The sequence below is a fragment of the Mesorhizobium sp. B2-5-4 genome, assembly GCF_006441095.1.
Taxonomy (GTDB): Bacteria; Pseudomonadota; Alphaproteobacteria; order Rhizobiales; family Rhizobiaceae; genus Mesorhizobium; species Mesorhizobium salmacidum.
Genome location: NZ_VFUR01000022.1, coordinates 20,813 through 44,135 on the forward strand (window position 1 = coordinate 20,813; position 23,323 = coordinate 44,135).

Consider the following 23,323-nt stretch of genomic DNA (forward strand, 5'->3'; position numbering starts at 1 on the left):
GATCAAGGTCATGGCGTCACTCCAGAAAGCACCTTGCCGGCAAGCACATCCGCCGGACTCATGCCGACGAGTTCGGCATAGCGGCGGGGATCTGTCGCGCCTTCGGTGTTGACGACCAGCACGCGCGAAGTGGCGTCGAGGCCAAGCTCGGCCTTGTGATCGGCCATCGCCCGGATCAGCCCGGCAAGGCCGACCCCGCCGCTTTCACCGGCGACGATGGCCGGATCATTGCCGGCCGGGCGTGCCAGCCGCCGCATCACGGCGATGGCTTCGTCCTCGTCGACGGTCATGAACGCATCGGCGACGCGTGCCAGCACGCGCCAGGCGACCGGCGAGGCCTCGTAGCATTCGAGCATCGCCATGACTGTCGCCTCGCCATGCGCGATCTTGACCGGATGCCCGGCCTTGGCGGCGCCGAAAACGCAGGCGGCACGGGCGGGTTCCACCACCGTGAAAACCGGTCTGGTTTCGCCGAGCACGATGGCGAGATGGCCGGCGATCGCGGCCGCGATGCCGCCGACGCCGGCCTGCACGAAGACATGGGTCGGCGGTTCGGAGAGCTGGCGCAGCGCCTCGCGCACGATCGCCGTGTAACCCTGCATGACAAGGCCTGGAATGCGTTCGTAGCCCGGCCATGAGGTATCGGAAACCACCGTCCAGCCTTTCTCCGCGGCGACACGCGCCGCCTGCCTGACCGAATCGTCGTAATTGCCGCCGACGCGGATCATCTCCGCGCCGTAGCGGGCGATGGCCGCGACGCGCTCGTCGCTGACGCCGGCATGGACAAAGATCGCTGCCTTTGCGCCGACAAGCTCGGCGCCTTGCGCGACGGAGCGGCCATGATTGCCGTCGGTAGCGCAAGCAACCGTCATGGTGGCCGCGACCGACCGGACTTCGGGCCGTTCGAGATCGCCGACATCGACGGAGCGGCCGAGCCGCTTGCTTGCCTCCTCCAGGACCAGACGGAAGACCGCATAGGCGCCGCCCAGCGCCTTGAAGCTGCCTAGGCCGAGGCGAAAGCCCTCATCCTTGACATGCAAGGTGCCGAGGCCGAGTTCTCCAGCCAACGCCGGCAGGGCGTGCAGCGGCGTCGTCAGGTGATTGTCACGGCAGGCAAGGAAACGCTCGACAGTGTCCGCCCCGGCGGTGCCGAGGGTTTCGGCATCGGCCGCGTCCAGCGGCTGGCGGTACAAGGCATGGCGATTGGGTAGGAACATTGGCGGGCTCTCCTTGGCGTCGTCCAAGAAAAGATATTGCAAACCATGCGCAAAAAGCGCCCGTAATTTGGCTCTCGAAATGCAAGTTTGTTTCGTCGGGACAGCAATGCCTCATTCGCCAGCCTCACTCGACAGCTTCGATCTCGCCATCCTTGCCATCCTGCAGCGGGACAACACGACGCCGCAACGGTTGATCGGCGAGGCGGTGAACCTGTCGGCGCCGGCCGTGCAGCGCCGCATCAAGCGCATGGAGCAGACCGGCGTCATTGCCGGCAATGTCGCCATCGTCGAGCCTGCGGCCGTCGGCCAGCCGATCACCCTCTTCGTCGAGGTGGAGCTCGAGAGCGAACGCACCGAATTGATCGACGAGGCCAAGAGGCAATTCTCGGCGGAGCCGCAAGTACAGCAATGCTATTATGTCACCGGCGAGGCCGACTTCATCCTCGTTATCACCGTGGCCGACATGGGCGCTTACGAGGCGCTGACGCGAAAACTGTTCTTCGGCAGCAACAATGTGCGGAAGTTCCGCACCTTCGTCGCCATGGACCGCATCAAGGTCGGTTTGACGGTGCCCCTGCCTGGATGAGCCGGTGGTACGCTTGCCACGCTTCTGACATTCTGGATCGCCAATTGGAGGGGGAGGCGCGCATGGACGAAACCACGAAAGTCGCGATCATCGGTGCCGGACCGGCGGGCCTGGCGGTTGCTGCGTGCCTGCGGCAAGCCAGGCTGGATTTCGTCATGCTCGAAAAGGAGCAGCAGGCCGCGCCAGCCTGGCGGCGTCACTATGACCGCGTGCATCTGCATACGACCAAGCGTTACTCCTCGCTGCCATTCGTTCCCTTCCCAAGGGACTATCCGCGCTATGTGCCGCGCCATCTCGTGGTCGAGTATCTCGAAGCCTATGCAAAGCGTTTCGACCTGGAGCCCCGCTTCGGAGAGACGGTGCGGGCGATCGCCCGGGAGGGCCGCGGTTGGCGGGTGGAATCGACGTCCGGCGCCTTACGCGCTTCGCATGTGGTGATCGCATCCGGCTACAATGCCGAGCCCTTGCTGCCCAAATTTGCCGGCATCGACACCTTCAAGGGCAAGACGCTGCACAGCGCCGACTATCGCAACGCCACGCCTTTTGCCGGCCAATCGGTGCTGGTCGTCGGCATGGGCAACACCGGTGCGGAGATTGCGCTCGATCTGGCGGAAGCCGGCGCCCGACCGACTATCTCGGTGCGTGGCGGCGTTCACATCGTGCCGCGTGAACTGTTCGGCGTGCCGATCCAGATGGTCGGCATGGCGACGCGGCTCGGGCCGCAGCGCATCAACGACGCCCTGTTCCCCGTCATCCTCAATCTGGTACTGGGCAGGCTGGAGAAGTTTGGGCTCAGACGGCCGAAGCAGGGACTGCTGCAGCAGATCGCGCTTGCATCGCGCATTCCGGTGATCGATGTCGGCACCATCGGCAAGATCCGCGAGGGCGCGATCAAGGTGGCGCCCGACATCGCTGAAATCTCGGAACGCGGTGCCTGTTTTGCGGACGGCAGGAACAGCGAATTCGACGCCATCCTCTTCGCCACCGGCTATCGGCCGGGCTATGCCAGGTTCCTCGAACCCGGCATCGAGCCGGGGCCTAGCGGCGTCAATGCCCGCGCGTCGGATCTCGGCCTCTATCTGGTCGGCTTTCACAACGCGGTCACCGGGCTGCTGCGCGAAATCGGTATCGAAGCCCAGGCGGTCGCCGACGACATCCGCCAGCGGCAAAACAGGAAGAAGGCGACTGAGACCCTGCCGGTGTGAAATTCGGCCGCGCTGTCAATCCGCCGCTGATGATGTCCTGAGCATCATGCCGGCGATCTCCTTCGTCAGTTTGGCGGCGACAAGCGCCGTCACATTGGAGAGGTCCTGGCTCGGATTGTATTCAACGATATCAGCAGCAACGATCGGCTGGTTGACGCCTTGAATCAGGTTGATGACTTGCCGTGTCGACAGCCCGCCAGGCTCACGATGGGAGACGCCGGGCGCAAAAGCAGGATCGAGCCCGTCGATATCCATCGAGATATAGACGGGCGTCTTGAGATCAAGGGACAGGCTTTCGCTGAAATGCGCAGCCTCCACGACCTCTACGCCAAAGCGCTTGAACTGATCGCGGTGATGGTCGTTCACAGTGCGCAAGCCGATCTGGATCAGGCGGTCGGCAAGCCGCTCCTCCATGATCCGTGCGAAAGGCGATGTGTGCGAACGCGGATTGTCACCGTAGGCATGATAGATGTCGGGGTGGGCATCGATGTGAACGATCGTCAGGCTTGGATGGCGACGGCGCACCGCACGCAGCACCGGCCAGGAGATGGCGTGATCGCCGCCCAGGCTGATCAGGGGATGGCCTGCGTCCAGCGCGCGGTCGACTTCGCTCTCGATCCGCTGCCAGGGATCGCCCGGTTGGGCGAAGTCGATGTCGCCATGATCGACGAAACGGCCGGTCAGGTCGAAGCCGGTCTCGCTCCATGAGGAGTAAGGATCGCTGATGAGTTCGCGCCTGATGAGCGGTGGCGCCTTAGCAGCCCCCTGAAATAGGACGAATTCTCGTCATGCGGTATTCCCAGAAGCGAAATCGCGCCGGTCATCGACACTCTCCCATTTGCGACGGACGACTGCCTCTATAGGGACGGGAGTTGGCGTTCGCGACCGCTGGTGTTTGGGCCAGAGGTGGAATCGGGAACGGGAAATCAGCAGCGCTAGGCGCCCAGGTCTTCCGCCTTGCGCAGCCACACCTTGTTGTCGTGGAAGGCAGCGCCGCCGTAAGGGGCGGGCGCATCGGCTCCCGTCAGCACGTTGATGCCTTCGCCGCGCTCATGCGCGCTGTTCGGCCAGATGCCTTCGGCGATCACGACACCGCGCTTGATACCGTCGAACAATTTGGCGTGCAGCACCACCTCGCCGCGCATGTTGCCGATCTCGACACGATCGCCGTCGGCAAGATCGAGAGCCGCCGCATCGTCAGGATGCAGCAGGAGCTCCGGGCGGCCCTCCTTGGACTTCGACACCGGTGTCTCGGAAAAGGTCGAGTTGAGGAAGTTGCGCGCCGGCGAGGTCGCCAGCCGGAACGGATGCGCTTCGTCGGCCACTTCGATCAGATCGATATGATCGGGAAATTCGGGCAATAGCGCCACCGGGCCGAACAACCCCATGCTCTTCGGCGGCCGGTTGGGAGCCGCCTGCCCGGTCCAGTCGGCGCGGAAGCGGAATTTTCCGTCTGCGTGACCAAAGCCCCGGATGAAATGCGCCGTGTCGAAATCCGGCTGCAGGTCGATCCACTTCTCGTCCTTCAAGGAGTCGAAACTGCCCAGCCCGCGCTTTCCAAGAATGATGTCGATATGCTGCTGTTCGGTGAGGCCGAAGCCCGGCCTGTCGGCGACACCGAGGCGCTCGGCCAGTTGCTCGATGACGAAATGGTTGGTGCGCGGCCCTTCCGGTGGCTCGATCAGCTTGGGGCCGAGCGTGATGTGCTGGTTGCCGCCGCCCTTGTAGATGTCGTCGTGCTCGACGAACATCGTCGCCGGCAGCACGATGTCGGCCAGCTTAGCAGTGTCGGTCATGAACTGCTCGTGCACGCAGGTGAACAAATCGTCGCGCAGGAAACCCTGTTTCACCAGCCGCTGCTCGGGCGCGACATTCACCGGATTGGTGTTCTGGATCAGCATCGCCGTCACCGGCGGTCCGCCATAAAGCGCGTCGCTGGCGCCGGTCAGCACCGGGCCGATACGCGAATGGTCGAGATAGCGGATCGAGGGATCACGCATCCTCGTGCCTTCGAGCACATCCTGGTTGAGTTTGAAGATGCCGGAATTGGAATGGAAGGCGCCGCCGCCCTCATACTGCCAGGCGCCGGTGACGGCGGCGATGCAGGACGCCGCATGCATGTTGACGGCGCCGTTGCGCTGGCGCGCAAAGCCGTAGCCGAGGCGGAAATATGTTTTCCTGGTCGTGCCGACCAATCGCGCGAAGGCCTCGATCTCGGCAACGCCAAGGCCAGTGATGGCAGAGGCCCATTCCGGCGAGCGCGACTTCAGGTGCGCTTCCAGTCCTTTCGGATCGTCGGTGTATTTTTCGAGATAGGCGCGGTCGGCCAAGCCTTCCATGAACAGGACATGCATGACAGCACAAGCCAGCGCGCCATCGGTGCCGGGCTTCAGGACCAAGCCCATATCGGCCTGTTTCATGGTCGCGTTTTCATAGACGTCGACGACGACGATTTTCGCGCCACGTTCCTTGCGCGCCTTGATAGCGTGGGTCATGACATTGACTTGCGTCACCACCGCATTGGTGCCCCAGATCACGACGCAATCGGATTTGGCCATCTCGCGCGGGTCCGGTCCGCGCAAGGCGCCTGCCCCCATCATCCAGCCGGTCCATGCGAGATTGGTGCAGATCGAGCCGAAGAAGCCCGAGTACTTTTTTGCATGCCGCAGCCGGTCGATGCCGTCGCGCTGCACCAGCCCCATCGTGCCGGCATAGTAATAGGGCCAGACCGTCTCCGAGCCGTGCTTCGCTTCGGCCGCGTTGAATTTCTCGGCGACGAGGTCGAGAGCGGCCTCCCAGCTCGCTTCCTGCCAGACGCCCTCGCCCTTGGCGCCCTTGCGCACCAGCGGCTTCAGCAGACGATCGGGATGATGGACGCGGTCGGCATAGCGGGCGACCTTGGCGCAGACGACGCCCGATGTGTAGCTGTTGGCCTTGGCGCCATGGACCCGGCCGATGCGGTTGCCGTCGAGCAGTTCGACCTCAAGAGCACAGGTCGACGGGCAATCATGCGGACAGGCCGAATGGCCGATGCGGAGGTTGGCGTGCTGGTTCATGGGGGCAAACTACCCGTTTATGACGGTCAGGTGTAGGGCCAGATGGCACCTTCCCTTCTCCCCTTGCGGACAAGGTGGATCGGCGTGATAGCGCCGAGACGTTGAGGGGTGTTCCAGCGGAGTGAGACGCTGGCGTTCCCTGGCATACCCTTCATCCGGCCTCGCTTCGCCAGGCCACCTTCTCCCGCGAGGGGAGAAGGAGAAGCGCTCATCCTACTCCGCCGTGCCTTCCTCGTATTCGGCCGACATGGTCAGCCATTTTTCCTCGTGGCCCGCCAGCGTCTGCGCAAGCTGCGAGCGTTCCTTGGCGAGCCTTGTCGCCGTCGACGGATCCTTTTCGTAGACCGCCGGGTTGGCGAGTTCGTCCTCGATGCCGTCGATGCGCTTGCGGATGCGGTCCATCAGCGCCTCGGTGGCGCGGATTTCCTTGGCCAACGGTTCGAAGGCGGCGCGGCGCGCGGCCGCATCGCGGCGGCGGTCGGCTTTTGACGCCTTGTCTGCCTCCCGCTTGCCGCGACGGTCGCCGGAGATGCCGGTGACCAGCGTCTTGTAGTCCTCCAGGTCGCCGTCATACGGATTGACCGCGCCGTCCTTCACCAGCCAGAGCCGGTCGGCGGTCGCCTCGAGCAGATGACGGTCGTGCGAGATCAGGATGACGGCGCCGGGAAATTCGTTGAGCGCATGGATCAGCGATTCGCGGCTGTCGATGTCGAGATGGTTGGTCGGCTCGTCGAGGATGAACAGGTTCGGCCCCTCGAAGGCGGACAGCCCCATCAACAGCCGCGCCTTCTCGCCACCGGACAGGTCCTTGGCGGGCGTGTTCATCTTCTCGGTCGTGAGGCCGAATTGGGCGACACGGCCGCGCACTTTCGATTCCGGCGCCTCCGGCATCATCCGGCGGACATGCTCATAGGCGTTTTCCTCAGGGCGCAGATCGTCAAGCTGATGCTGGGCAAAGATCGCCACCTTCAGCCCGGGCGCCACCGTCATGGTGCCGGTCTCCTGCTTCAGACGGCCCGACAGCAGCTTGGCGAACGTCGACTTGCCATTGCCATTGGCGCCAAGCAGCGCGATGCGGTCGTCGGCGTCGATGCGCAGCGTCATCTTCTTCAGGATCGGCTGCCCTTCGGTATAGCCGACATTGACGTTGTTCAGCGCAACGATCGGCGAGGCCACCGTCTTCACAGGTTCGGGGAAAGAGAACGGCCGCACCGTGTCGTTGACGATGGCCGAGATCGGCTTCATCTTTTCCAGCGCCTTGATGCGCGACTGTGCCTGTCTTGCCTTGGAGGCCTTTGCGCGAAAACGCTCGACGAAGGATTCCATGTGCTTGCGGGCGGCTTCCTGCTTGACCCGGCCCTTTTCCTGCAATTCCTTCTGCTCGGTGTACTGGCGCTCGAACTGGTCGTAGCCGCCGCGCCAGAACGTCAGCTTCTTCTGGTCGAGGTGAACGATCGAATTGACCGCACGGTTGAGCAGATCGCGGTCGTGCGAAATCAGAAGCACGGTGTGCGGATACTTTGAAACGTAGTTCTCAAGCCACAGCGTGCCTTCGAGGTCGAGATAGTTGGTCGGCTCGTCGAGCAGCAGGAGATCCGGCTCGGAAAACAGCACGGCGGCCAACGCCACGCGCATACGCCAGCCTCCGGAGAAGGACGAGGCCGGACGGCGCTGCGCGGCGTCGTCGAAGCCGAGGCCGGCGAGGATAGTGGCCGCGCGCGACTCGGCCGAATGGGCGTCGATATCGGCAAGCCGCATATGGATGTCGGCGATACGGTGTGGATCGGTGGCGATCTTTTCTTCTTCGAGCAACGCCGTGCGCTCAAGGTCGGCCTTGAGCACGATCTCTATCAGCGGGTCCTCGGTGCCAGGTGCTTCCTGCGCCACCTGGCCGATGCGCGTATTCTTCGGCAGGCTGATCGAGCCGGTCTCGGAGGGGAAATCGCCTGTTATAGCCTTGAACAGCGTCGTCTTGCCGGTGCCGTTGCGGCCGACAAGACCGGCCTTGGTGCCGGCCGGCAAGGTGAGCGAGGCGTGGTCGAGAAGCAAGCGCCCCGCCATGCGGAGCGAGAGGTCATTGATGATAAGCATGGTCGCGCTTTTGCACTGGACATCAACGCTTCGCAAGACCTTGCGGGCCAGTTGGCCGCACAAGGCCTGGAAACGGCGCACATAATGCGCCGCCAGAGCAGCCGATCAGTGATCTGCCATACCGGCCAGCAAGGCCTCAGGCAGTGGCCTTGCCACGCTTTGTCGCCTTGGCCACCACTGCCGGCGCAGCGGCCGGCTTGCGGCCAAGTCCCGTCGATTTCGCCAGCGCCGACCGGGTCGCCGAGTAATTCGGGGCGACCATCGGATAATCCGGCGGCAAACCCCATTTGGCCCGATAGTCGTCCGGGCTCAAACCATGGTCTGTCCTGAGGTGTCGCTTGAGCGACTTGAACTTCTTGCCGTCCTCCAGGCAGATGATGTAGTCGGGAAACACCGACTTTTTCGGATTTACAGCCGGAACCAGGCTCGGGCTTTCCACGACGGCCGCGCCAGCCAGCTTTCGGACCGAGGCGCTAACGCTGGCAATCAGGTCAGGCAGGCCAGAAGCCGGAAGCGGATTGTTGCCTACATAGGCCGAGACAATATCGGCGGTTAGCTCGATAACGGTCTTATCCTCGATATTTGACAATTCTTTCACCTTATTTGTGACAAAGTCATCTACCCCAGTGAAGACTTTTGTCGATGTATCTCCTTAACCGCGTCCCCCGACGGACCGCCAAGTCCCAAAACGAATCAAGACTTGGCATCAACTACCTTTATGGGAAATCGACGTCGCGCAAATTAGAAAATCTAATACTTCGAAGCGACAGACTTGGTTGTCCGGCCATCCGCCAATATCTCAAGAATACGCTTCCAGCGGGCACAACGCCCGAAATCCTTCTGCTCAATCGCCTTTTCAGCCTTCATCGCGGCATAAAGTGGTGCCTCCGCGCCGAATTCCTTGATGAGCCAGAGCGCTTCCTGCCTGGCGAGACGTTCATTGTCGTCAAACATAGTCTTGCGCCTCCGTACGCTCCAGGCCGACGGCGACACAACTGCCGATCACGAGGACGGCTCCGGCAATGGCGGTCGTCGTCAGCCGTTCACCGGACAAGGTCAGCAGCAGCGTCGAGGCAATCGGCGTGAGATAGGCGACGACAGCGACCTTGCCGCTGCCTCCGAGCTTCAAGGCGTGCGACCAGAAGTAATAACCCAGCCCCATTGGCCCGGCGCCGAGATAGAGCCCGAGGGCCAGATCCATCCCGGTGGGCCAGGCGACGCCTTCGCGAGCGGACCATATGAGTGTCAACGCGACGCCAACCAGCGACGAGGGCAACAACAAGCGGTCCGGCGAATTGGCGAGCCGTCCCACCATCACCGAATAGAAAGCCATGCACAGCGCAGATCCGAATGCGGCCAGATAGCCGGCGAGATCACCCTGGAACCAGGTGCGGTCACGTCCTCCCGAAATCACCAACGCGACGCCGACGAACCCAAGGGCCGCGGCAAGGCCCAGCAAAGCCGGACGCCGGGGATTGTCGAAGGCGATCACCGCCGCGGCAACCATCAAGGGCCAGGTGTAGGCCACGAGATTGGCTTCTATCACCGGCATCAAGGCAAAGGAGATATATTGCAGTACCATGGTGCCGACCAGACCGATAAAACCAACCGCGAGCGGCGCCAGCGCGGTGCTCGCCGTGACTGCCGCGGCTTTCTCGCGGCTCATCAACCGGATGACCGCGAACACCAGTGCGGCCCCTACAAATTGCAGGAATTGCACTTGCGACACCGGGTGACTGGCCAGCAGGGATTTGCCGACCAGCGCATTTGTCGACCACAACGCCACCGCGCCGGTGGCGAAGACCAGCACGGATACCGAGCCCGATCGATGCCGAAAGAACCGGCAAGGGCTATCCCTGTGGTCGACCATGATCCTGTCCGAAAACCGGTTTCCACTTTTCGGGGTCATGGGGCGTTACCATGATTCCCTGGCTCCGCCCGGAACCGGCGCTTCGGCAGGGGCCGGCGTCGGATGTTCCGCTTCGAACCGGCGATAGGCCGGCAGTTGGTTGGTCCACACGTCGTCGGCCAGTTCGTTGACCCACTCGCGGTCGTGATCGTTGTCGGCAGCAAGATAGAACATCCTGTTATCGTCGACATAGGGCTTGGCCACAGAGCGCTGGTTGAGCACCAGGGTGACGCGCTCGCCGAACTGGATCGGCGCAGTGCGATGCAGGACGCCGAGGAACTGCCCGAGCGTGGCGTAGTTCATCTTGTGATCGATGCGCATGATGCGGTTGCGCGGAATCTCGCGGCCGGATTCGAGAATGGCGCGGCCGGTCTCGGAATCGTCGCAATAGATTTCGAGCTGGCCGCCGACCAGCGGATCGCTGATCGACAGCGGAATGAGCTCGGTGACCGGAACGCCGTCGCAATGCCATTCGACGGCGCCATCCCTGGGGTTCATGAAGGTGACGGTCGAACCGACGATCGACAGCGGATAGGGCTCCAGCTTCGTGCCCATCATGTCGGAGAGCCGCTCCAGGCGCAACTTGTCGTTCAGCAACTCCTTGATTTCGGGGATGAAACGGTCGGCGCCGGTGATGAAGGTCAGGTCGAGGTGCTTGTGCACGGCATGACTGGCCTTGAGCTTCAGGGCGGCTTCCTCGATCGCGGCAAGCAGTGCCGGATCATAGCCATGCAGATACTGCGCAACGCCGAAGCTCGACACTTTCCAGGCGGTTTCGTGACCGATAATGGCCTCGCGGCTCATCGCATAGCGCAATTCGGGTATCGTATGTGCGTTCATTGTACTTCTCCAAGTGGGGGCAAACACTTGGTTAACAGTCGATTAAATTAGCTCCCCCTGTAAAATTAGGAATGCTAGTGCTACTATAAGCCCAGCTTAAGGTCGAAACCGTGCGTCTGCTCAGTCAGGTCAACCTCAATTCGCTGAAAATCGTGGAGAGTGCTGCGAGGCATGGCAATTTCACGCGTGCCGGCGAAGAACAGTTCATCACCGCTTCGGCGGTCAGCCAACGCGTCAAAAGCCTGGAGGACCAGCTGCGCTTCAAGATTTTCCAGCGCGGCGGCAATGCAGTGTCGCTGACACCCGAGGGCGAGACCTATGTCTCGCGCGTTCGCGAGGCGCTGGAGCGGATCGTCGCCGCCAGCATGGAAGCGACCGGGCAATCACAGGAACATGTGCTGAAGATATCCGTACTGCCGACATTTGCCGCACGCTGGCTGTTTCCGCGCCTGCCACTTTTTCAGCAGCAACATCCCGATATCGTGATGCGAGTTTCGACCTCGTACGCGACGCATGAGTTCACGACTTCCGAATTCGATCTCGAAATCCGCTATGGCGACGGCCACTTCAACGGACTGCCATCGGACCTGTTGTTTCGGGAAGACCTGACGCCGGTGTGCAGCCGCAAGCTGTTCCATGAAGTTCTCGGCCAGAAGCCGCTGTCAAAGGTCACACCGGACGACCTCAAGCACTTCACGTTGCTGCATTCCGACACCTGCACCCAGAACTGGCAATCCTGGCTTGGTTTTGCTGGTGCCAGTTTTGTGCTCAGCGAGACCAAAAGCATCTATTTCGATTCGTGCATGATGTCCTACGAGGCGGCCAACTCAGGAATGGGTTTTGCCGTTGCAAACCGTGCCTATATGGTCAGCGATATCCGCGCCGAAAAGCTGATCGCTCCGTTTGCCGTTCATCATCCGAACACGGCCGGTTGGTACTTTGTCTCGCCCCACAAGAGCCCTGCCGCACGCAAGGTGCTGCTGTTCAAACAATGGGTGATGGCGGAAGCGGCCATGACGCAACGCCAGTTGGACAGCGAAGTCATCGACTTGGCTTCAGAGGCTGTCTGAATTCGAATAGGTCTCACTTGCCGCTCGGTGACCGCAGACGGCAAAAAATGCGACGGTAGCCCGCGCGAACCGCTCGCCCCGAATTTAAAACAAAACCATGTGGATCAGGCGAAGGCCCTTCCTTCCTCGGTGCGCTGGAAATGCGCCAGATCGAGCGGTACGGAAGGGCGGCCCAGAACCGTCAGGATCATATGCGCCTGGCCGCGGTGATGGGTCTGGTGGTTGAAGACATGAGCCAGCGCGGGCGCCAGGCGCTGCGAGACGGTGCGCATGTCCGATACGGTCATATAGGTGAAACGACCCGACAGCGCCTTGTCGTTCAAGCCGCCGAGCCAGTCGATAATCCGCCGGTCCTCGGCCTCGCGCGCTGTCCTCAGGACAGGCAAGGCCCGGTACAATATGGCGTCCAATGTCGTCGGCGCGGCGCCTTCGCCGGTGAAGCGTTTCATCCAGATGCGATCGGCGGCGAGCAGGTGGTTGAGCGTGCCCATCAGCGAGCCGAAGAAGGCGCCGACGTCGCGATTGAATTCCTCATCGTTGAGATCGTCGGCGGCATCGTAGATGCGGCCATTGGCCCATTGATTGTATGCCGCAAACATCATGAAGTGCTGTTTCATCTTTTTCCCGCCGCGCCTGTTTCGGGTGTCGGGAGCGATACCTAGACCGCAAAGGAACCGGCGCCAATGACCATTCTGCTTTATGATCTCGTCGGGCGTGACGAGGGCCGTCCGTTCAGCCCACATTGCTGGAAGGCAACGATGGCGCTGGCCCATAAGGGACTTGATGCCTCGACCGCGCCGACGCGTTTTCTCGAAGTGCCGGCCATTGAAGGCGGTGTCTCGAAAACCGTTCCGGTTATCCGCGATGGCGACAAGGTCGTCGCCGATTCCTTCACCATCGCGCTCTATCTCGATGAGGCCTATCCGGATCGCCCGACGCTGTTTGGCGGCGAAGGCGGCAAGGCGATGGCGCGCTTCACCGAGCGCTGGTCGCAATTGACCATCCACCCCTATGTCACCACCGCAGCGGTCGTTGACCTTCATGCCATGCAAGACGAGGAGAACGCCTCGTATTTCCGACAGAGCCGGGAGCAGCGCCTCGGCAAGCGGCTGGAGGACGTCGTTGCCGCACGCGACGCCGGCCTGGCAACCTTCCGGGCAGCGCTGGAGCCGCTGCGCTCCATGTTGAGCTACCAGCCGTTCATCGGCGGCGCCTCGCCGCTGTTTGCCGACTATATCGTCTTCGGCGCGCTGCAATGGGCGCGTATCGCATCACCTTACAAGTTGCTCGAAGGCAGCGACGCGGTAGCGCAGTGGTTCACCCGCTGCCTCGACCTGCATGGCGGGCTGGGAAGAAAGGTTTCCGCCGCAGCGTGACGGACGCAAAGGCCTGCCTGCCCGCAAGGCAGCTCGAGCGCCGTCTACCTGTTGCGAAAATCAGCGGCGGAACAGCTGGCCTTATTTGGCCGCCTTCTTTGGCTTGCTGGCCTTCGGCTTGCTGGCTTTCGCGGTGGCCTTTTCTTCCTTGGGGGCTGCTTTTGTCTTGCCGGCGCCGGATGCCTTCTTGGCTGGCTTCTTGTCCGCCGACGGCTTCCCCGCGTCCTCCCGATCGACGTCGGCCGCCGCCTGGTGCCAATGGCGTTCGTGATGACCGGCCGGTCGCCCTTCTTCCTGCCAGATCTGATGTGCACGGTTGCGAATGCGCTCCTGACGATCGTCTGTCATGGTCATGTTGTCTCCCTTCGGGCCGACTTCAACGCGGCGCCGACCGAGCGACTATAGCAAGCAAACCGTTGCTTTACAGCCATCTGATCCCGCCTGCCTGCGGCGACCAGCCATGGAAGCGCAGACCGGTCCGGCGTTCGCTGTCGCTGGGCGTTCGTCGCTCGGAAAGCAAAAGCAATTGGCTTTCCGCCCGCTACGCGGACCGCTCCTCACCCCGCTCCTCACCCCCTTGGCAATAGGCCGGGCGGCTTGTATAGAGCCCGCCACTCTCAATTCAAATTCAGACAAGGACGACCCATGGCGCTCGAACGCACTTTTTCCATGATCAAGCCGGACGCAACGCGGCGCAATCTCACCGGCGCCATCACCAGGATGCTGGAGGAAGCCGGCCTGCGCGTCATCGCCTCGCGCCGGGTGTGGATGAGCCGCCGCGAGGCGGAAGGCTTCTACGCCGTCCACAAGGAGCGGCCGTTTTTCGGCGAGCTGGTGGAATCCATGTCCTCGGGCCCGACCATCGTGCAGGTCCTGGAAGGCGAGAGCGCCATTACCAAGAACCGCGATGTGATGGGCGCCACCAATCCGGCCAATGCCGCCGAAGGCACCATCCGCAAGGTGCATGCGCTGTCGATCGGCGAGAACTCGGTGCACGGCTCGGACGCGCCGGAAACGGCCGCACAGGAGATCAAGTACTGGTTCTCGGATACCGAGATCGTCGGCTGAGCCGACGGCATCAAATCCGATCTGGAAGGCCGGCGTTCAGCCGGCCTTTTTTCTGGAGTGCAATCAGCTTGCGGCGCTGAAGCGCAGGATTTCGCGGCCGTCCTTGTCCGATATGGCGAGCTTGCCGGCATCGACAGTGTATGACGCCGCGTTGGCCAACGCATCGAACAGGGCTTTTTCCTCGGCCATCACATGGGGCGCGCAGGCTTTGTAGGTCGAACCGATATCGCCGATCGCGATTGCCTGACCCTCGACCTTCGCCGTGGCAAAATAGGTGTTGCAGGGACCGTTGCCACCGGCCTTGCCGGCCTCGCTGATCCTGAAGGTCGCCTGCGGCGCGGTGACGGCGCCAATGCCGTCGACATAGTCGACCACCCAGAGCTGATCAAAGACGGAAGTAATTGGCTCCTTGCTGGGTGCGACCATCTTCAGCATGATGGTCTGTGGCGCGTCGGTCAGCGGATCGAGCTGATGGCGCACATCGGAAATGAACATCAGCCTTCCGTCCACGGTGATCCGGGCCCGCAGTGCAAAGGTCATCTGCGGTCGGATGACAGAGGGGTCGAATTTGATCTCGAAGCTGATCGGCACCTGACCGGCGGGCCTGATCTTCTGTTGCCCGATGATTTTGGCGGGCGCGTCCGCCAACGAGACGTCGGCAAGCTCGACGGAAAGCACGGCGCTGGGTGGCAATGCGATGCGCTCGCGATAGATAACCTCGCCCCTCACCGCCTTTTCCGCGGCAAGGGAAAGCTCCGGCACCGCCAGGATGCCGACGACCAGCGGCACCAAGCCGAAGACGAAGAACTCGGCGATCCTGTCCAGCATGACCGTCTCCCTTGCCCAAATCAGTCACGTGACCAGTTGGCAGAAGGATTGCGGTCGTTCCGTGACGCCTGCACGGTAAACTATTCGGACGGCGGCTGCTTCCAGCGCCGAGCTGCCTCGGCGTCAGTTTCCTTGGCATCGACCCAGCCGCCCTCGGAGCCGTCGGTGCGATGCTCCTTCTTCCAGAAGGGCGCACGCGACTTGAGATAGTCCATGAGGAAGTTCGCCGCCTCGAATGCCGCCTGGCGGTGCGCCGAAGCGGCCACCACCAGCACGATGTTCGCCCCCGGCGCGATCTTGCCATGGCGATGTATGACGGTGAGGCCTTGCAGCGGCCAGCGCTCGGTGGCTTCGGTTGCGATGCGGCCGATCTCGGCTTCAGCCATGCCCGGATAGTGCTCGAGCTCGAGTGCCGAGAGAGCGCCCTGCTCGTCGCGGCACAGGCCGGAGAAGGTGACCACCGCGCCAATGTCGGCACGGCCCTGCGTCAGCCCGGCGATCTCGGCGGCGACGTCGAAATCCTGGCGCTGAATGCGCACGGTCGGCACCAGGACGGCCGGCATGAGTGTCAGCCCCCGGTCATCGGCGGGAACAGTGCGATCTCGCGTGCGCCCGATATCTTCTCGCGGTGATCGACATGTTCCTGGTTGATGGCGACGCGGATGACATCGGGATATTGCAGCGCGTGTTGGTACCCTTCGCCGCGCGATTGCAGCCAGCGCAAGAGGTCGGCGACCGTCTCGATGCCGGCGGGCAATTCGACATCTTCCTGCGATGTGCCGATCCGTTCGCGAACCCAGGCGAAATAGATGAGACGGGTCGTCATCTCACTCGTCCATGATGTGCTTGAGACCGGCGCGGAAATAGTCGTAGCCGGTGTAGAGCGTCACGAGGGCCGCGATCCACAACAGCACGAGGCCGGTCTGCGTGGTCAGCGGAAAGATCTTGTCACCGGCCGGTCCCGCCAGCAGGAAGGCGATGGCGACCATCTGGATGGTGGTCTTCCACTTGGCAAGTTGCGTCACCGGCACCGAAACCTTGAGCGCCGCCAGATATTCGCGCAGGCCCGAAACCAGGATTTCGCGGCACAGGATGATGATCGCCGCCCACAGCGACCAGCCGGCGATGCCGGCATGACGGTCGGTGTCGGCCGCCAGCAGCAAGAGGCAGGTGGCGACCAGCAGCTTGTCGGCGATCGGATCGAGCATCTTGCCGATGTTGGAGGTCTGCTGCCAGGCGCGCGCAAAATAGCCGTCGAAATAATCGGTGACGGACGCCAGCAGGAAAATGACCAGCGCCGACCAGCGGGCGAAGTCGCTCGATTTCAGATGGCCCTCGAGAAAAAAGCACAGCACGACCAGCGGTACCGCGATGATGCGGGCGTAGGTCAGCATGTTGGGCAGGTTAAATGCGCGCTGGGCCATGTCTTCAGAGACTCTTTCTGCCTGCGTACTCAAATCAGAAGCGGATGTAGGGGGTCAACAGGCCAGATTCGACTGGCCAGCTGAAAGTGACGATTTTCTTCAGCTCTCGTGGAAGTGATTGTAGACCAGTTTCGCCACCTGTTCGGAAATGCCGTCGACCTTCCTCAGATCCTCGACTGCGGCACGGCTGACCGCCTTGGCGGTGCCGAAATGCAAGAGAAGCGCGCGCTTGCGGCCGGGCCCGATGCCGGCGATTTCGTCGAGCGGGCTCTTGACCATTTCCTTCTTGCGGCGGGCCCGGTGCGACCCGATGGCGAAGCGGTGGACCTCGTCGCGCAGCCGCTGGACGAAATAGAGGACGGGGTCGCGCACGGGGAGCGAAAACGAGTCCCTGCCCTTGACGAAGAAGCGCTCGCGGCCTGCATCACGGTCCTGTCCCTTGGCGATGCCGATGGCGACGACCCGGTCCTCGATGCCGAGATCCGACAGGATCTTGCGCACCGCCGTCATCTGGCCCTGGCCACCGTCGATCAGGATGACATCGGGCCAGGCAGGGAAGCTTCCGGAGATATCGTCTTCGATATCGTCACCTGAATCCGCCGAGGCAGTCTCGTCGGGAGCAACGTCGCCATGCTCCTTGAGCAGCCGTGAAAAGCGCCGCTCCATCACCTCGCGCATCATGCCGAAATCGTCGCCCGGCGTGATCTCGGTCGAGCGGATGTTGAATTTTCTGTACTGGTTCTTCACAAAGCCTTCCGGCCCCGCGACGACCATGGCACCGACGGCGTTGGTGCCCATAATGTGCGAGTTGTCGTAAACCTCGATGCGCACGGGCGGCTTGGTCAGGCCGAAGGTCTCGGCGAAACCAGCAAGCAGCCGCGCTTGCGTCGAGGTTTCGGCCAGCCGGCGGCCAAGCGCCTCACGCGCATTCTGCAAAGCGTTGTCGGTCAGATCCTTTTTCTCGCCGCGCTGCGGCACGGAGATCGCCACCTTGCGGCCGGCGCGCGTCGAGAGCGCCTCGGCCAGCAGTTCCTGGTCCTCGACGGTCTGCGACAGGAGAATGGCACGCGGTGTCGGCTTGTCATCGTAGAATTGCGCCAGGAACGAGCCCAGCACTTCCGATCCCTCCAGCGCCGGATCGGCCTTGGGGAAATAGGCACGGTTGCCCCAATTCTGGCCGGTGCGGAAGAAGAACACCTGGATGCAGACCTGGCCACCCTCCTGGTGGATAGCGAAGACATCGGCCTCGTCGACGGTCGCCGGGTTGATGCCCTGATGGCTCTGCACGTGCGACAGGGCCGCCAGCCGGTCGCGATAGATGGCGGCGCGCTCGAAATCGAGGTCTTGCGAAGCCTGCTGCATGGCAGCCGAAATCTCGGTCTTCACCTTCTGGCTGCGGCCGGACAAAAAGTCCTTCGCTTCGGCGACCAACTCGGCATAACCCTCATGCGAGATCTCGCCGGTGCACGGCCCGGCGCAGCGCTTGATCTGGTAGAGCAGGCATGGCCGCGTGCGGTTCTCGTAGAAGGAATTGGTGCAGCTTCTGAGCAGGAAGGCGCGCTGCAGCGAATTGATGGTGCGGCCGACAGCGCCCGCCGAAGCAAAGGGGCCGAAATAGTCCCCCTTGCGCGAGCGTGCCCCACGATGCTTGTAAATGCCTGGTGAGACATGGTCACCGGTCAAAAGGATATACGGAAACGACTTGTCGTCCCGCATCAGCACATTGAATCGGGGCCGCAAACGCTTGATAAGATTGGCTTCGAGCAGCAGCGCCTCGATCTCGGTGCGGGTGACGACGAACTCCATCGTCGACGTTTCGCGCACCATGCGGCCGATGCGGTTGGTGTGGAATCTGCCTTGCGCGTAACTGGTGACACGCCTCTTCAGGCTGCGCGCCTTGCCGACATAGAGCACGTCGCCGGCGGCGTTCATCATCCGATAAACGCCTGGCGCATTGGGCAGCCGCTTCACCAGCGTCTGGATTACCTCGGCGCCGATCATGCCTTCGGCGTCGCCGGCATGCGGCGCCCAGTCGATGGCCGTGAAGGCGACATCCGGGCCAACCGGTTCGACGATCTCCTCCAGCGCCTCGTCCTCGAGGTCGATTTCGGGAGGAAGATCATCAGCGCCGCCGCGCGCCTTGTTCTTGTGATCCAAAGGACTCATTCCGCCATGCCTGTCACATCGGGCGTCTGCCATGCAAGATGCTGGCCGCCATCGAGCGCGATCATCTGGCCGGTGACCGAGCGCGTCTCCCAGAGATAGCGGATGGTGGCGCCGAATTCCGGCAATTCCGGGCCGCGCCTCAGAATGAGGCCAGCGACCTGCGCGTCAAAATCCGAATCGTCCTGGCGCACGTTCTTCAGCGTCGGGCCCGGCCCTATCGCATTGACGCGGATGCCGGGTCCGAGTGCCTGGGCCAGCATCTGCGTCTGGGTCCACAATGCCGATTTCGACAGCGCATAGGAAAAATAGCGCGGTGTCGGCCTCCAGACGCGCTGGTCGATGACGTTGACGATCAGCCCCTCCTGCCCTTCCGGCAGGGAACGGGCGAAGTTCTGCGCCAACAGCGCCGGGGTTTTCACGTGAATGGCAAAATGGCGGTCCCAGGCGTGCCAGTCGAAATCTTGCACGGAATCATCGACGAAGAGCGAAGCATTGTTGACCAGCAGCGAAATTGGGCCCAGCGCTGCTTCCGCTTGGCCGACGAGGTCGCTGACGGCATCCATGTCGGTTAGATCAGCCCCAACCACGGCGGCGCGGCCGCCCGACCGGTTAATCCCCGCGGCCAACGCATCCGCCTCATCGTGCGAGCGATTGGAATGGATGGCGACCGCAAAACCATGGCTGGCGAGGTCCTCGACGATCGCCTTGCCGATCCGTTTCGCCCCACCGGTCACCAGCGCCACGGCAGTGGCTTTGCTCATCTGCTGTCAATCCTCAATTTCGGCCCGAAACGCGATGCCGACGAAATGTGGCCCGGCATGCGTTAAACGGCGTTCGCACCTGGGGCAACATTGTGGCGAAGTGCCCAGTTCGGTATGCCGAGCCCTCCTGGACTCGGAACCATTGGATCGCAATATAGGTCGCTGGACTCCTTGCACCAAGCGGTGTGCAGCGCAGCGTGAACTTGCTGCTGACATTTCGCTGTTGCGAAGATGCAACGTCAAGGTTCTGCCTCATTCGTGCCGGGGAATGACCCAAGTTCAGGTTCGGTTCAGCCGTATTTTGACACGACATTTGGAACCGACGAACGCCAGATCCGTTTCACCCCCCGGACGGGTCGATGGCGATCGTGAGAAACAAGCCTGTGTCCTGTGGCTTAAGGAGTAAAGAACAATGCAAGCCAATTTTAAATTCGCACGGCCGCTGGCTGTTGCGCTCGGGCTCTTCGCCCTCGGCGGTACCGCTTATGCCGCGGACGTCGTTTCGGAAGAGCCGCCGGCACCCGCTCCGGTTGCCGAACTTCCGGTCGCCTCGTGGGCCGGCCCCTATGCCGGTATCAACCTGGGCTACGGCTTCAGCGGCAAGACCAAGGAAAAGGATTTCGGCGTTTCGACCGATACCAAAGGTTTTGTCGGCAGTGTATTCGGCGGCTATCAGTGGCAGCAGGAGAACTTCGTTTACGGCGGTGAAGCCGAACTCGGCTACAACGGCGTGAAGGGTGACGACAACGGCATCAACTCCAAGGGCGGCTTCGAAGGCTCGCTGCGTGCCCGTCTCGGCTACGCCGTGACCCCGGAAATCCTGCTTTATGGCACGGGCGGCCTCGCCGGCAGAAGCCTGAAGGTGGAAGACACCGTTCTCGGCGCCAGCGACACCGCCACCATGCTCGGCTGGACCGCCGGCGTCGGCACCGACATCAAGCTGACCGACAACGTGTTCGGCCGCGTCGAATATCGCTACACCGACTTCGGCAGCAAGAGCTTCGATGGTATTGGCAAGGTCAAGGCGACGGACAACCGCGTCACCTTCGGCCTAGGCATGAAGTTCTAAGTCGTTCAAGCCACGACACGAAAAGCCGGGCCTCGTGCCCGGCTTTTTTATGTCCGGTCGCTTACAGCATGTCGCGGCGAATAGGATTCGCCCGACCTGCTGTAAGCTTTTGATTTTATGCATGTCGTTGTCTCGGACCGAGGACACTTCCGAGCGACATGCATTAGGCCGGAACCACGGACTTCAGCTCCGGGAATTTTTCATCGAAGCGCGCCGCCCAGCGGATCAACCGGCTGCGCCCTTTCTCCCACTGACCGCCAAAGCGCAGCGAGAGGTAGCCGAGGCAGGCACGCAACGCCAACTGACCGGCCGTGATCTTCTTCGGCAGTTTTGGCGGATTGGCATTGAGCAGGTCGAGTGCTGCCGTGATCTTCGCCCACTGGCGGTCGAGCCAGGGCTGATAGACCATCTCTTCGGGGCGGGTGCGGCGCTCATAGACCATCGACAGCGCGCAATCGCAGATACCGTCGGCCAGCGCCTCCAGTACTTCCGCTTCCAGACGCTTGTCGGGATTGCGTGGAAACAATGCGTTCTTCGAAATCCGGTTGAGGTGCTGCGTGATGGCGCGGCTGTCGTGAATCGAACGGCCATCGTCGAGCACCAGCACCGGGATCTTGCCGAGCGGATTGGCGCCGATCAGTTCGGCCGGCCTGTCCTCGGTTCTGACCGGCACCTCCTCGAGAGCGATCCCGGCATAGGCCGCGGCCATCCTTACCTTGGAGCTGTAGGGAGAGGCGGACGCGTAGAGCAGCTTCGGCATGATCGGTTTCCTGTTTGCGACCGTCCAGTGTTGACCGGACAAACTCTTGCGATCAATCGCCAGAGTGCAAAAAACCAGCGACCAGAAACCTGCCGCGGTTTCCGTCTTGGCATCACGACAAACTGAACCGGCACATTAGGAAGTATCAGCAGGCCACGACAGCAAGCCGCCGGGTTTAAACCCCGCGTTCACACGTCACAGGAGCCCATACTTCACAGGCGCCAGAGCGTCGTGCCGAGAACCTTCGCCAACCACCGCAAGGGGCGAAAGAGAGTCGGGCGAGCGAGGCAGCCAACCGGCGCCTCGCTTTGCTTGCCCCTCAGCCCCTTCCCGATGCTCAGTCCCGAGGGCTGAACCCGTTGCCGAATATGCTCCGATCCAGAGCGTCAGAGCGCCCTTGCCGCATCCCGAAGGACACGCGACGCCCCAACGATCCGTCTACTTCTTGCCCGGAGCCTTCGCCTTCGCGGGCGCCGCCTTTGCCTTCGGCGCCGCGGCTTTCTTCACCGCCGGCTTGGTCGCGGCGGCGGCTGCTTTCGCAGCCGGCTTGGCCACCGGCTTCTTGGCTGGTGCCGCTTTCGCTGCCGGCTTTGCCGCGGCCTTGGCGGGAGCCGCCTTCTTCGCTGCGGGTTTGGCTGCGGGTTTGGCTGCGGGCTTGGCCGCAGGCTTCTTGGCCGGTGCCGCTTTCGCTGCCGGCTTCGCCGCGGCTTTCGCGGGCGCCGCCTTCTTCATTGCCGGCTTCGCGACGGCTTTTGCCGCTGCCGCAGGTTTCTTCGCCGGTGCCTTGGCCGCGGCGGCCTTCGGCTTGGCGGCAGGCGCTGCTTTCTTCACTGCCGTTGCGGCCTTCGCCGCGACTGCTTTTGCGGGTGCTTTCTTTGCCGGTGCCTTGGATGCCGGCGCTTTAGATGACTGCTTAGCCATGTCATGCCCCTTCACGTTATGCCGATGGCCGTGAATGACCCCGGCGCGCAATGCATATCTGACTCGCGTCTCGCTAGCCAGCGAAGCAATGGTATGATTTTCTCAACTTAAATTTTGGTTGCGATCGACACACAATCACACTCATCACCGGAAAAATCCGCCGTTGATCTTCCGGCGTCGCCAGCAATTTGACACCGGCATTCCCGATGCGAGTTCGCCATGAAGCTCCAAAGATCAGCGAGCAACTTCACGCATGATCTTCGGTCGTGAATATCATCACTTGCCGTCTCATCGAGGCGATTATCTTTTGCAAGCGAGCGGTCCATGCGGATCACGAGCGCGATGCGACACCCGATCTGAAGATCACCTTGTCAAGCATGTTCCCCGCATCTGTTTTCTGATTGACAGAATACTCTGTATGACAGAGTATTCTGTCAGGGGATGTTATCGCGCCTTTGGTTTCGGCCATGCAAAGGCAAGTGACACACCGCTGGCAGAGATTGCCGGGTCACGCGGCGACAGCCCGAGGCTTTGCCGCATTGGAGCTTATTGATGAGCGCCGACGACATTATCCACCAGAGTACGCGGCTCAGGATCATGGCCGTCCTGAACACGCTGGAAAGGCGCGAGGCGCTTGAGTTCACCCGGTTGAAGGCCATGATCGAGACCACCGACGGCAATCTCGGGGCACATCTCGATACGCTGGCCAGAGCTGGCTATGCCGACATTGAAAAGCTCTTTGTCGGACGGCGGCCACAGACACGGATCAGAGCCACGACGGCCGGACGGCGGGCCTTTCGCGGTCACATTGCCTTTCTTCGCAAGATCATCGATCAGGCAGAGGCAACGCAGCGCAGAAAATAGCTCTGCGCCGAGCGAACGTCTTTGAGCGGTTCACCGTCTCATGATACGGCGAGCCGCTCGTCCGACAATTGTCTATGGTGGCGGAATCGCCGCGTGCCGGCAGGCGTGTGGG

25 protein-coding genes are annotated in these 23,323 nt (G+C 62.2%); 7 read left to right on the top strand and 18 right to left on the bottom strand.

All coding sequences use genetic code 11. The features are described from left to right. Positions 1 to 8 precede the first annotated feature (8 nt). On the bottom strand, positions 9 to 1,217 hold the full coding sequence (locus tag FJ492_RS23460) for a diaminopropionate ammonia-lyase (RefSeq protein WP_140749282.1): 1,209 nt from the start codon (positions 1,215 to 1,217) through the stop codon (positions 9 to 11). 106 nt (positions 1,218 to 1,323) lie between these two features. Here FJ492_RS23460 and FJ492_RS23465 point away from each other — a divergent pair, with 106 nt between their 5' ends. Both FJ492_RS23465 and FJ492_RS23470 read left to right on the top strand, forming a co-directional pair. Then, on the top strand, positions 1,324 to 1,803 hold the full coding sequence (locus FJ492_RS23465; protein WP_140714067.1) for an Lrp/AsnC family transcriptional regulator: 480 nt from the start codon (positions 1,324 to 1,326) through the stop codon (positions 1,801 to 1,803). Between the two features lie 62 nt (positions 1,804 to 1,865). Further along, complete coding sequence (locus tag FJ492_RS23470; protein ID WP_140772502.1) at positions 1,866 to 3,008, top strand: NAD(P)/FAD-dependent oxidoreductase; 1,143 nt, start codon at positions 1,866 to 1,868, stop codon at positions 3,006 to 3,008. Positions 3,009 to 3,023: 15 nt separating this feature from the next. On the opposite strand, the gene FJ492_RS23475 is transcribed toward FJ492_RS23470, so the two are convergent. The 7 genes from FJ492_RS23475 to FJ492_RS28850 all read right to left on the bottom strand — a co-directional run bounded on the left by FJ492_RS23475 (position 3,024) and on the right by FJ492_RS28850 (position 10,904). Next, positions 3,024 to 3,749 (bottom strand): arginase family protein, encoded by a 726-nt coding sequence (locus tag FJ492_RS23475; protein ID WP_348641917.1) that lies wholly within the window; start codon positions 3,747 to 3,749, stop codon positions 3,024 to 3,026. 194 nt (positions 3,750 to 3,943) lie between these two features. Next, the gene (locus FJ492_RS23480) at positions 3,944 to 6,064 is read right to left on the bottom strand and encodes a molybdopterin oxidoreductase family protein (RefSeq protein ID WP_140772504.1); all 2,121 of its coding nucleotides are present in this window, start codon (positions 6,062 to 6,064) and stop codon (positions 3,944 to 3,946) included. Positions 6,065 to 6,277: 213 nt separating this feature from the next. Beyond that, positions 6,278 to 8,155: an ABC-F family ATP-binding cassette domain-containing protein gene (locus FJ492_RS23485; RefSeq protein WP_140714061.1), complete on the bottom strand. Its 1,878-nt coding sequence runs from the start codon at positions 8,153 to 8,155 to the stop codon at positions 6,278 to 6,280. A gap of 136 nt (positions 8,156 to 8,291) precedes the next feature. Continuing rightward, the gene (locus FJ492_RS23490; RefSeq protein WP_140509900.1) at positions 8,292 to 8,744 is read right to left on the bottom strand and encodes a MucR family transcriptional regulator; all 453 of its coding nucleotides are present in this window, start codon (positions 8,742 to 8,744) and stop codon (positions 8,292 to 8,294) included. Positions 8,745 to 8,905: 161 nt separating this feature from the next. Beyond that, entirely contained in the window at positions 8,906 to 9,109 is a 204-nt protein-coding gene (locus FJ492_RS23495; RefSeq protein ID WP_140772506.1) for a hypothetical protein, read from the bottom strand. After that, positions 9,102 to 10,025, bottom strand: a complete 924-nt coding sequence (locus FJ492_RS23500; protein WP_140509898.1) for a DMT family transporter — start codon at positions 10,023 to 10,025, stop codon at positions 9,102 to 9,104. Before FJ492_RS23500 ends, FJ492_RS23495 begins: the two co-directional genes overlap by 8 nt. Before the next feature lie 45 nt (positions 10,026 to 10,070). Continuing rightward, on the bottom strand, positions 10,071 to 10,904 hold the full coding sequence (locus FJ492_RS28850) for a hypothetical protein (RefSeq protein ID WP_181166733.1): 834 nt from the start codon (positions 10,902 to 10,904) through the stop codon (positions 10,071 to 10,073). Between the two features lie 110 nt (positions 10,905 to 11,014). Here FJ492_RS28850 and FJ492_RS23515 point away from each other — a divergent pair, with 110 nt between their 5' ends. Beyond that, a complete protein-coding gene (locus FJ492_RS23515; protein ID WP_140714059.1) occupies positions 11,015 to 11,974 on the top strand; it encodes a LysR substrate-binding domain-containing protein in 960 nt (319 codons plus the stop codon). Between the two features lie 104 nt (positions 11,975 to 12,078). On the opposite strand, the gene FJ492_RS23520 is transcribed toward FJ492_RS23515, so the two are convergent. Next, complete coding sequence (locus tag FJ492_RS23520) at positions 12,079 to 12,591, bottom strand: DinB family protein (protein ID WP_027144513.1); 513 nt, start codon at positions 12,589 to 12,591, stop codon at positions 12,079 to 12,081. A 66-nt stretch (positions 12,592 to 12,657) separates the two neighbouring features. Here FJ492_RS23520 and FJ492_RS23525 point away from each other — a divergent pair, with 66 nt between their 5' ends. Then, positions 12,658 to 13,350: a glutathione S-transferase family protein gene (locus tag FJ492_RS23525; protein ID WP_140509892.1), complete on the top strand. Its 693-nt coding sequence runs from the start codon at positions 12,658 to 12,660 to the stop codon at positions 13,348 to 13,350. An 81-nt stretch (positions 13,351 to 13,431) separates the two neighbouring features. On the opposite strand, the gene FJ492_RS23530 is transcribed toward FJ492_RS23525, so the two are convergent. Next, positions 13,432 to 13,704 carry a DUF2934 domain-containing protein gene (locus FJ492_RS23530; RefSeq protein WP_140772508.1) on the bottom strand — a complete coding sequence of 91 codons (273 nt, stop codon included), beginning with the start codon at positions 13,702 to 13,704 and terminating at the stop codon, positions 13,432 to 13,434. Positions 13,705 to 13,995: 291 nt separating this feature from the next. Between FJ492_RS23530 and ndk the strand changes: the two genes are divergently transcribed. Beyond that, positions 13,996 to 14,418 carry a nucleoside-diphosphate kinase gene (ndk, locus tag FJ492_RS23535; protein WP_027144516.1) on the top strand — a complete coding sequence of 141 codons (423 nt, stop codon included), beginning with the start codon at positions 13,996 to 13,998 and terminating at the stop codon, positions 14,416 to 14,418. 63 nt (positions 14,419 to 14,481) lie between these two features. Here ndk and FJ492_RS23540 read toward each other — a convergent pair whose 3' ends face one another. The 6 genes from FJ492_RS23540 to FJ492_RS23565 form a co-directional block, all read right to left on the bottom strand. Next, complete coding sequence (locus FJ492_RS23540) at positions 14,482 to 15,246, bottom strand: YbaY family lipoprotein (protein ID WP_140772510.1); 765 nt, start codon at positions 15,244 to 15,246, stop codon at positions 14,482 to 14,484. An 80-nt stretch (positions 15,247 to 15,326) separates the two neighbouring features. Then, positions 15,327 to 15,809, bottom strand: coding sequence for a molybdenum cofactor biosynthesis protein MoaE (locus FJ492_RS23545; RefSeq protein WP_140772512.1), 483 nt, complete (start codon positions 15,807 to 15,809; stop codon positions 15,327 to 15,329). Positions 15,810 to 15,814: 5 nt separating this feature from the next. Continuing rightward, positions 15,815 to 16,072 (bottom strand): molybdopterin converting factor subunit 1, encoded by a 258-nt coding sequence (gene moaD / locus FJ492_RS23550; RefSeq protein ID WP_027144520.1) that lies wholly within the window; start codon positions 16,070 to 16,072, stop codon positions 15,815 to 15,817. A gap of 1 nt (position 16,073) precedes the next feature. Further along, on the bottom strand, positions 16,074 to 16,670 hold the full coding sequence (gene pgsA, locus FJ492_RS23555) for a CDP-diacylglycerol--glycerol-3-phosphate 3-phosphatidyltransferase (RefSeq protein ID WP_010915213.1): 597 nt from the start codon (positions 16,668 to 16,670) through the stop codon (positions 16,074 to 16,076). Positions 16,671 to 16,769: 99 nt separating this feature from the next. Further along, positions 16,770 to 18,836 (bottom strand): excinuclease ABC subunit UvrC, encoded by a 2,067-nt coding sequence (gene uvrC / locus FJ492_RS23560; protein ID WP_140772514.1) that lies wholly within the window; start codon positions 18,834 to 18,836, stop codon positions 16,770 to 16,772. Further along, on the bottom strand, positions 18,833 to 19,597 hold the full coding sequence (locus FJ492_RS23565) for an SDR family oxidoreductase (protein ID WP_140772516.1): 765 nt from the start codon (positions 19,595 to 19,597) through the stop codon (positions 18,833 to 18,835). The genes uvrC and FJ492_RS23565 overlap by 4 nt, the downstream gene beginning before the upstream one ends. A gap of 412 nt (positions 19,598 to 20,009) precedes the next feature. On the opposite strand from FJ492_RS23565, the gene FJ492_RS23570 reads away from it, so the two are divergent. Further along, a complete protein-coding gene (locus FJ492_RS23570; RefSeq protein ID WP_140509883.1) occupies positions 20,010 to 20,666 on the top strand; it encodes an outer membrane protein in 657 nt (218 codons plus the stop codon). A 163-nt stretch (positions 20,667 to 20,829) separates the two neighbouring features. On the opposite strand, the gene FJ492_RS23575 is transcribed toward FJ492_RS23570, so the two are convergent. Further along, positions 20,830 to 21,426 (bottom strand): glutathione S-transferase family protein, encoded by a 597-nt coding sequence (locus tag FJ492_RS23575; protein ID WP_140772518.1) that lies wholly within the window; start codon positions 21,424 to 21,426, stop codon positions 20,830 to 20,832. 438 nt (positions 21,427 to 21,864) lie between these two features. Next, complete coding sequence (locus FJ492_RS23580; protein ID WP_181166734.1) at positions 21,865 to 22,257, bottom strand: hypothetical protein; 393 nt, start codon at positions 22,255 to 22,257, stop codon at positions 21,865 to 21,867. A gap of 642 nt (positions 22,258 to 22,899) precedes the next feature. Here FJ492_RS23580 and FJ492_RS23585 point away from each other — a divergent pair. Beyond that, positions 22,900 to 23,211, top strand: coding sequence for a transcriptional regulator (locus tag FJ492_RS23585; protein ID WP_140714045.1), 312 nt, complete (start codon positions 22,900 to 22,902; stop codon positions 23,209 to 23,211). Positions 23,212 to 23,323: the final 112 nt, after the last annotated feature.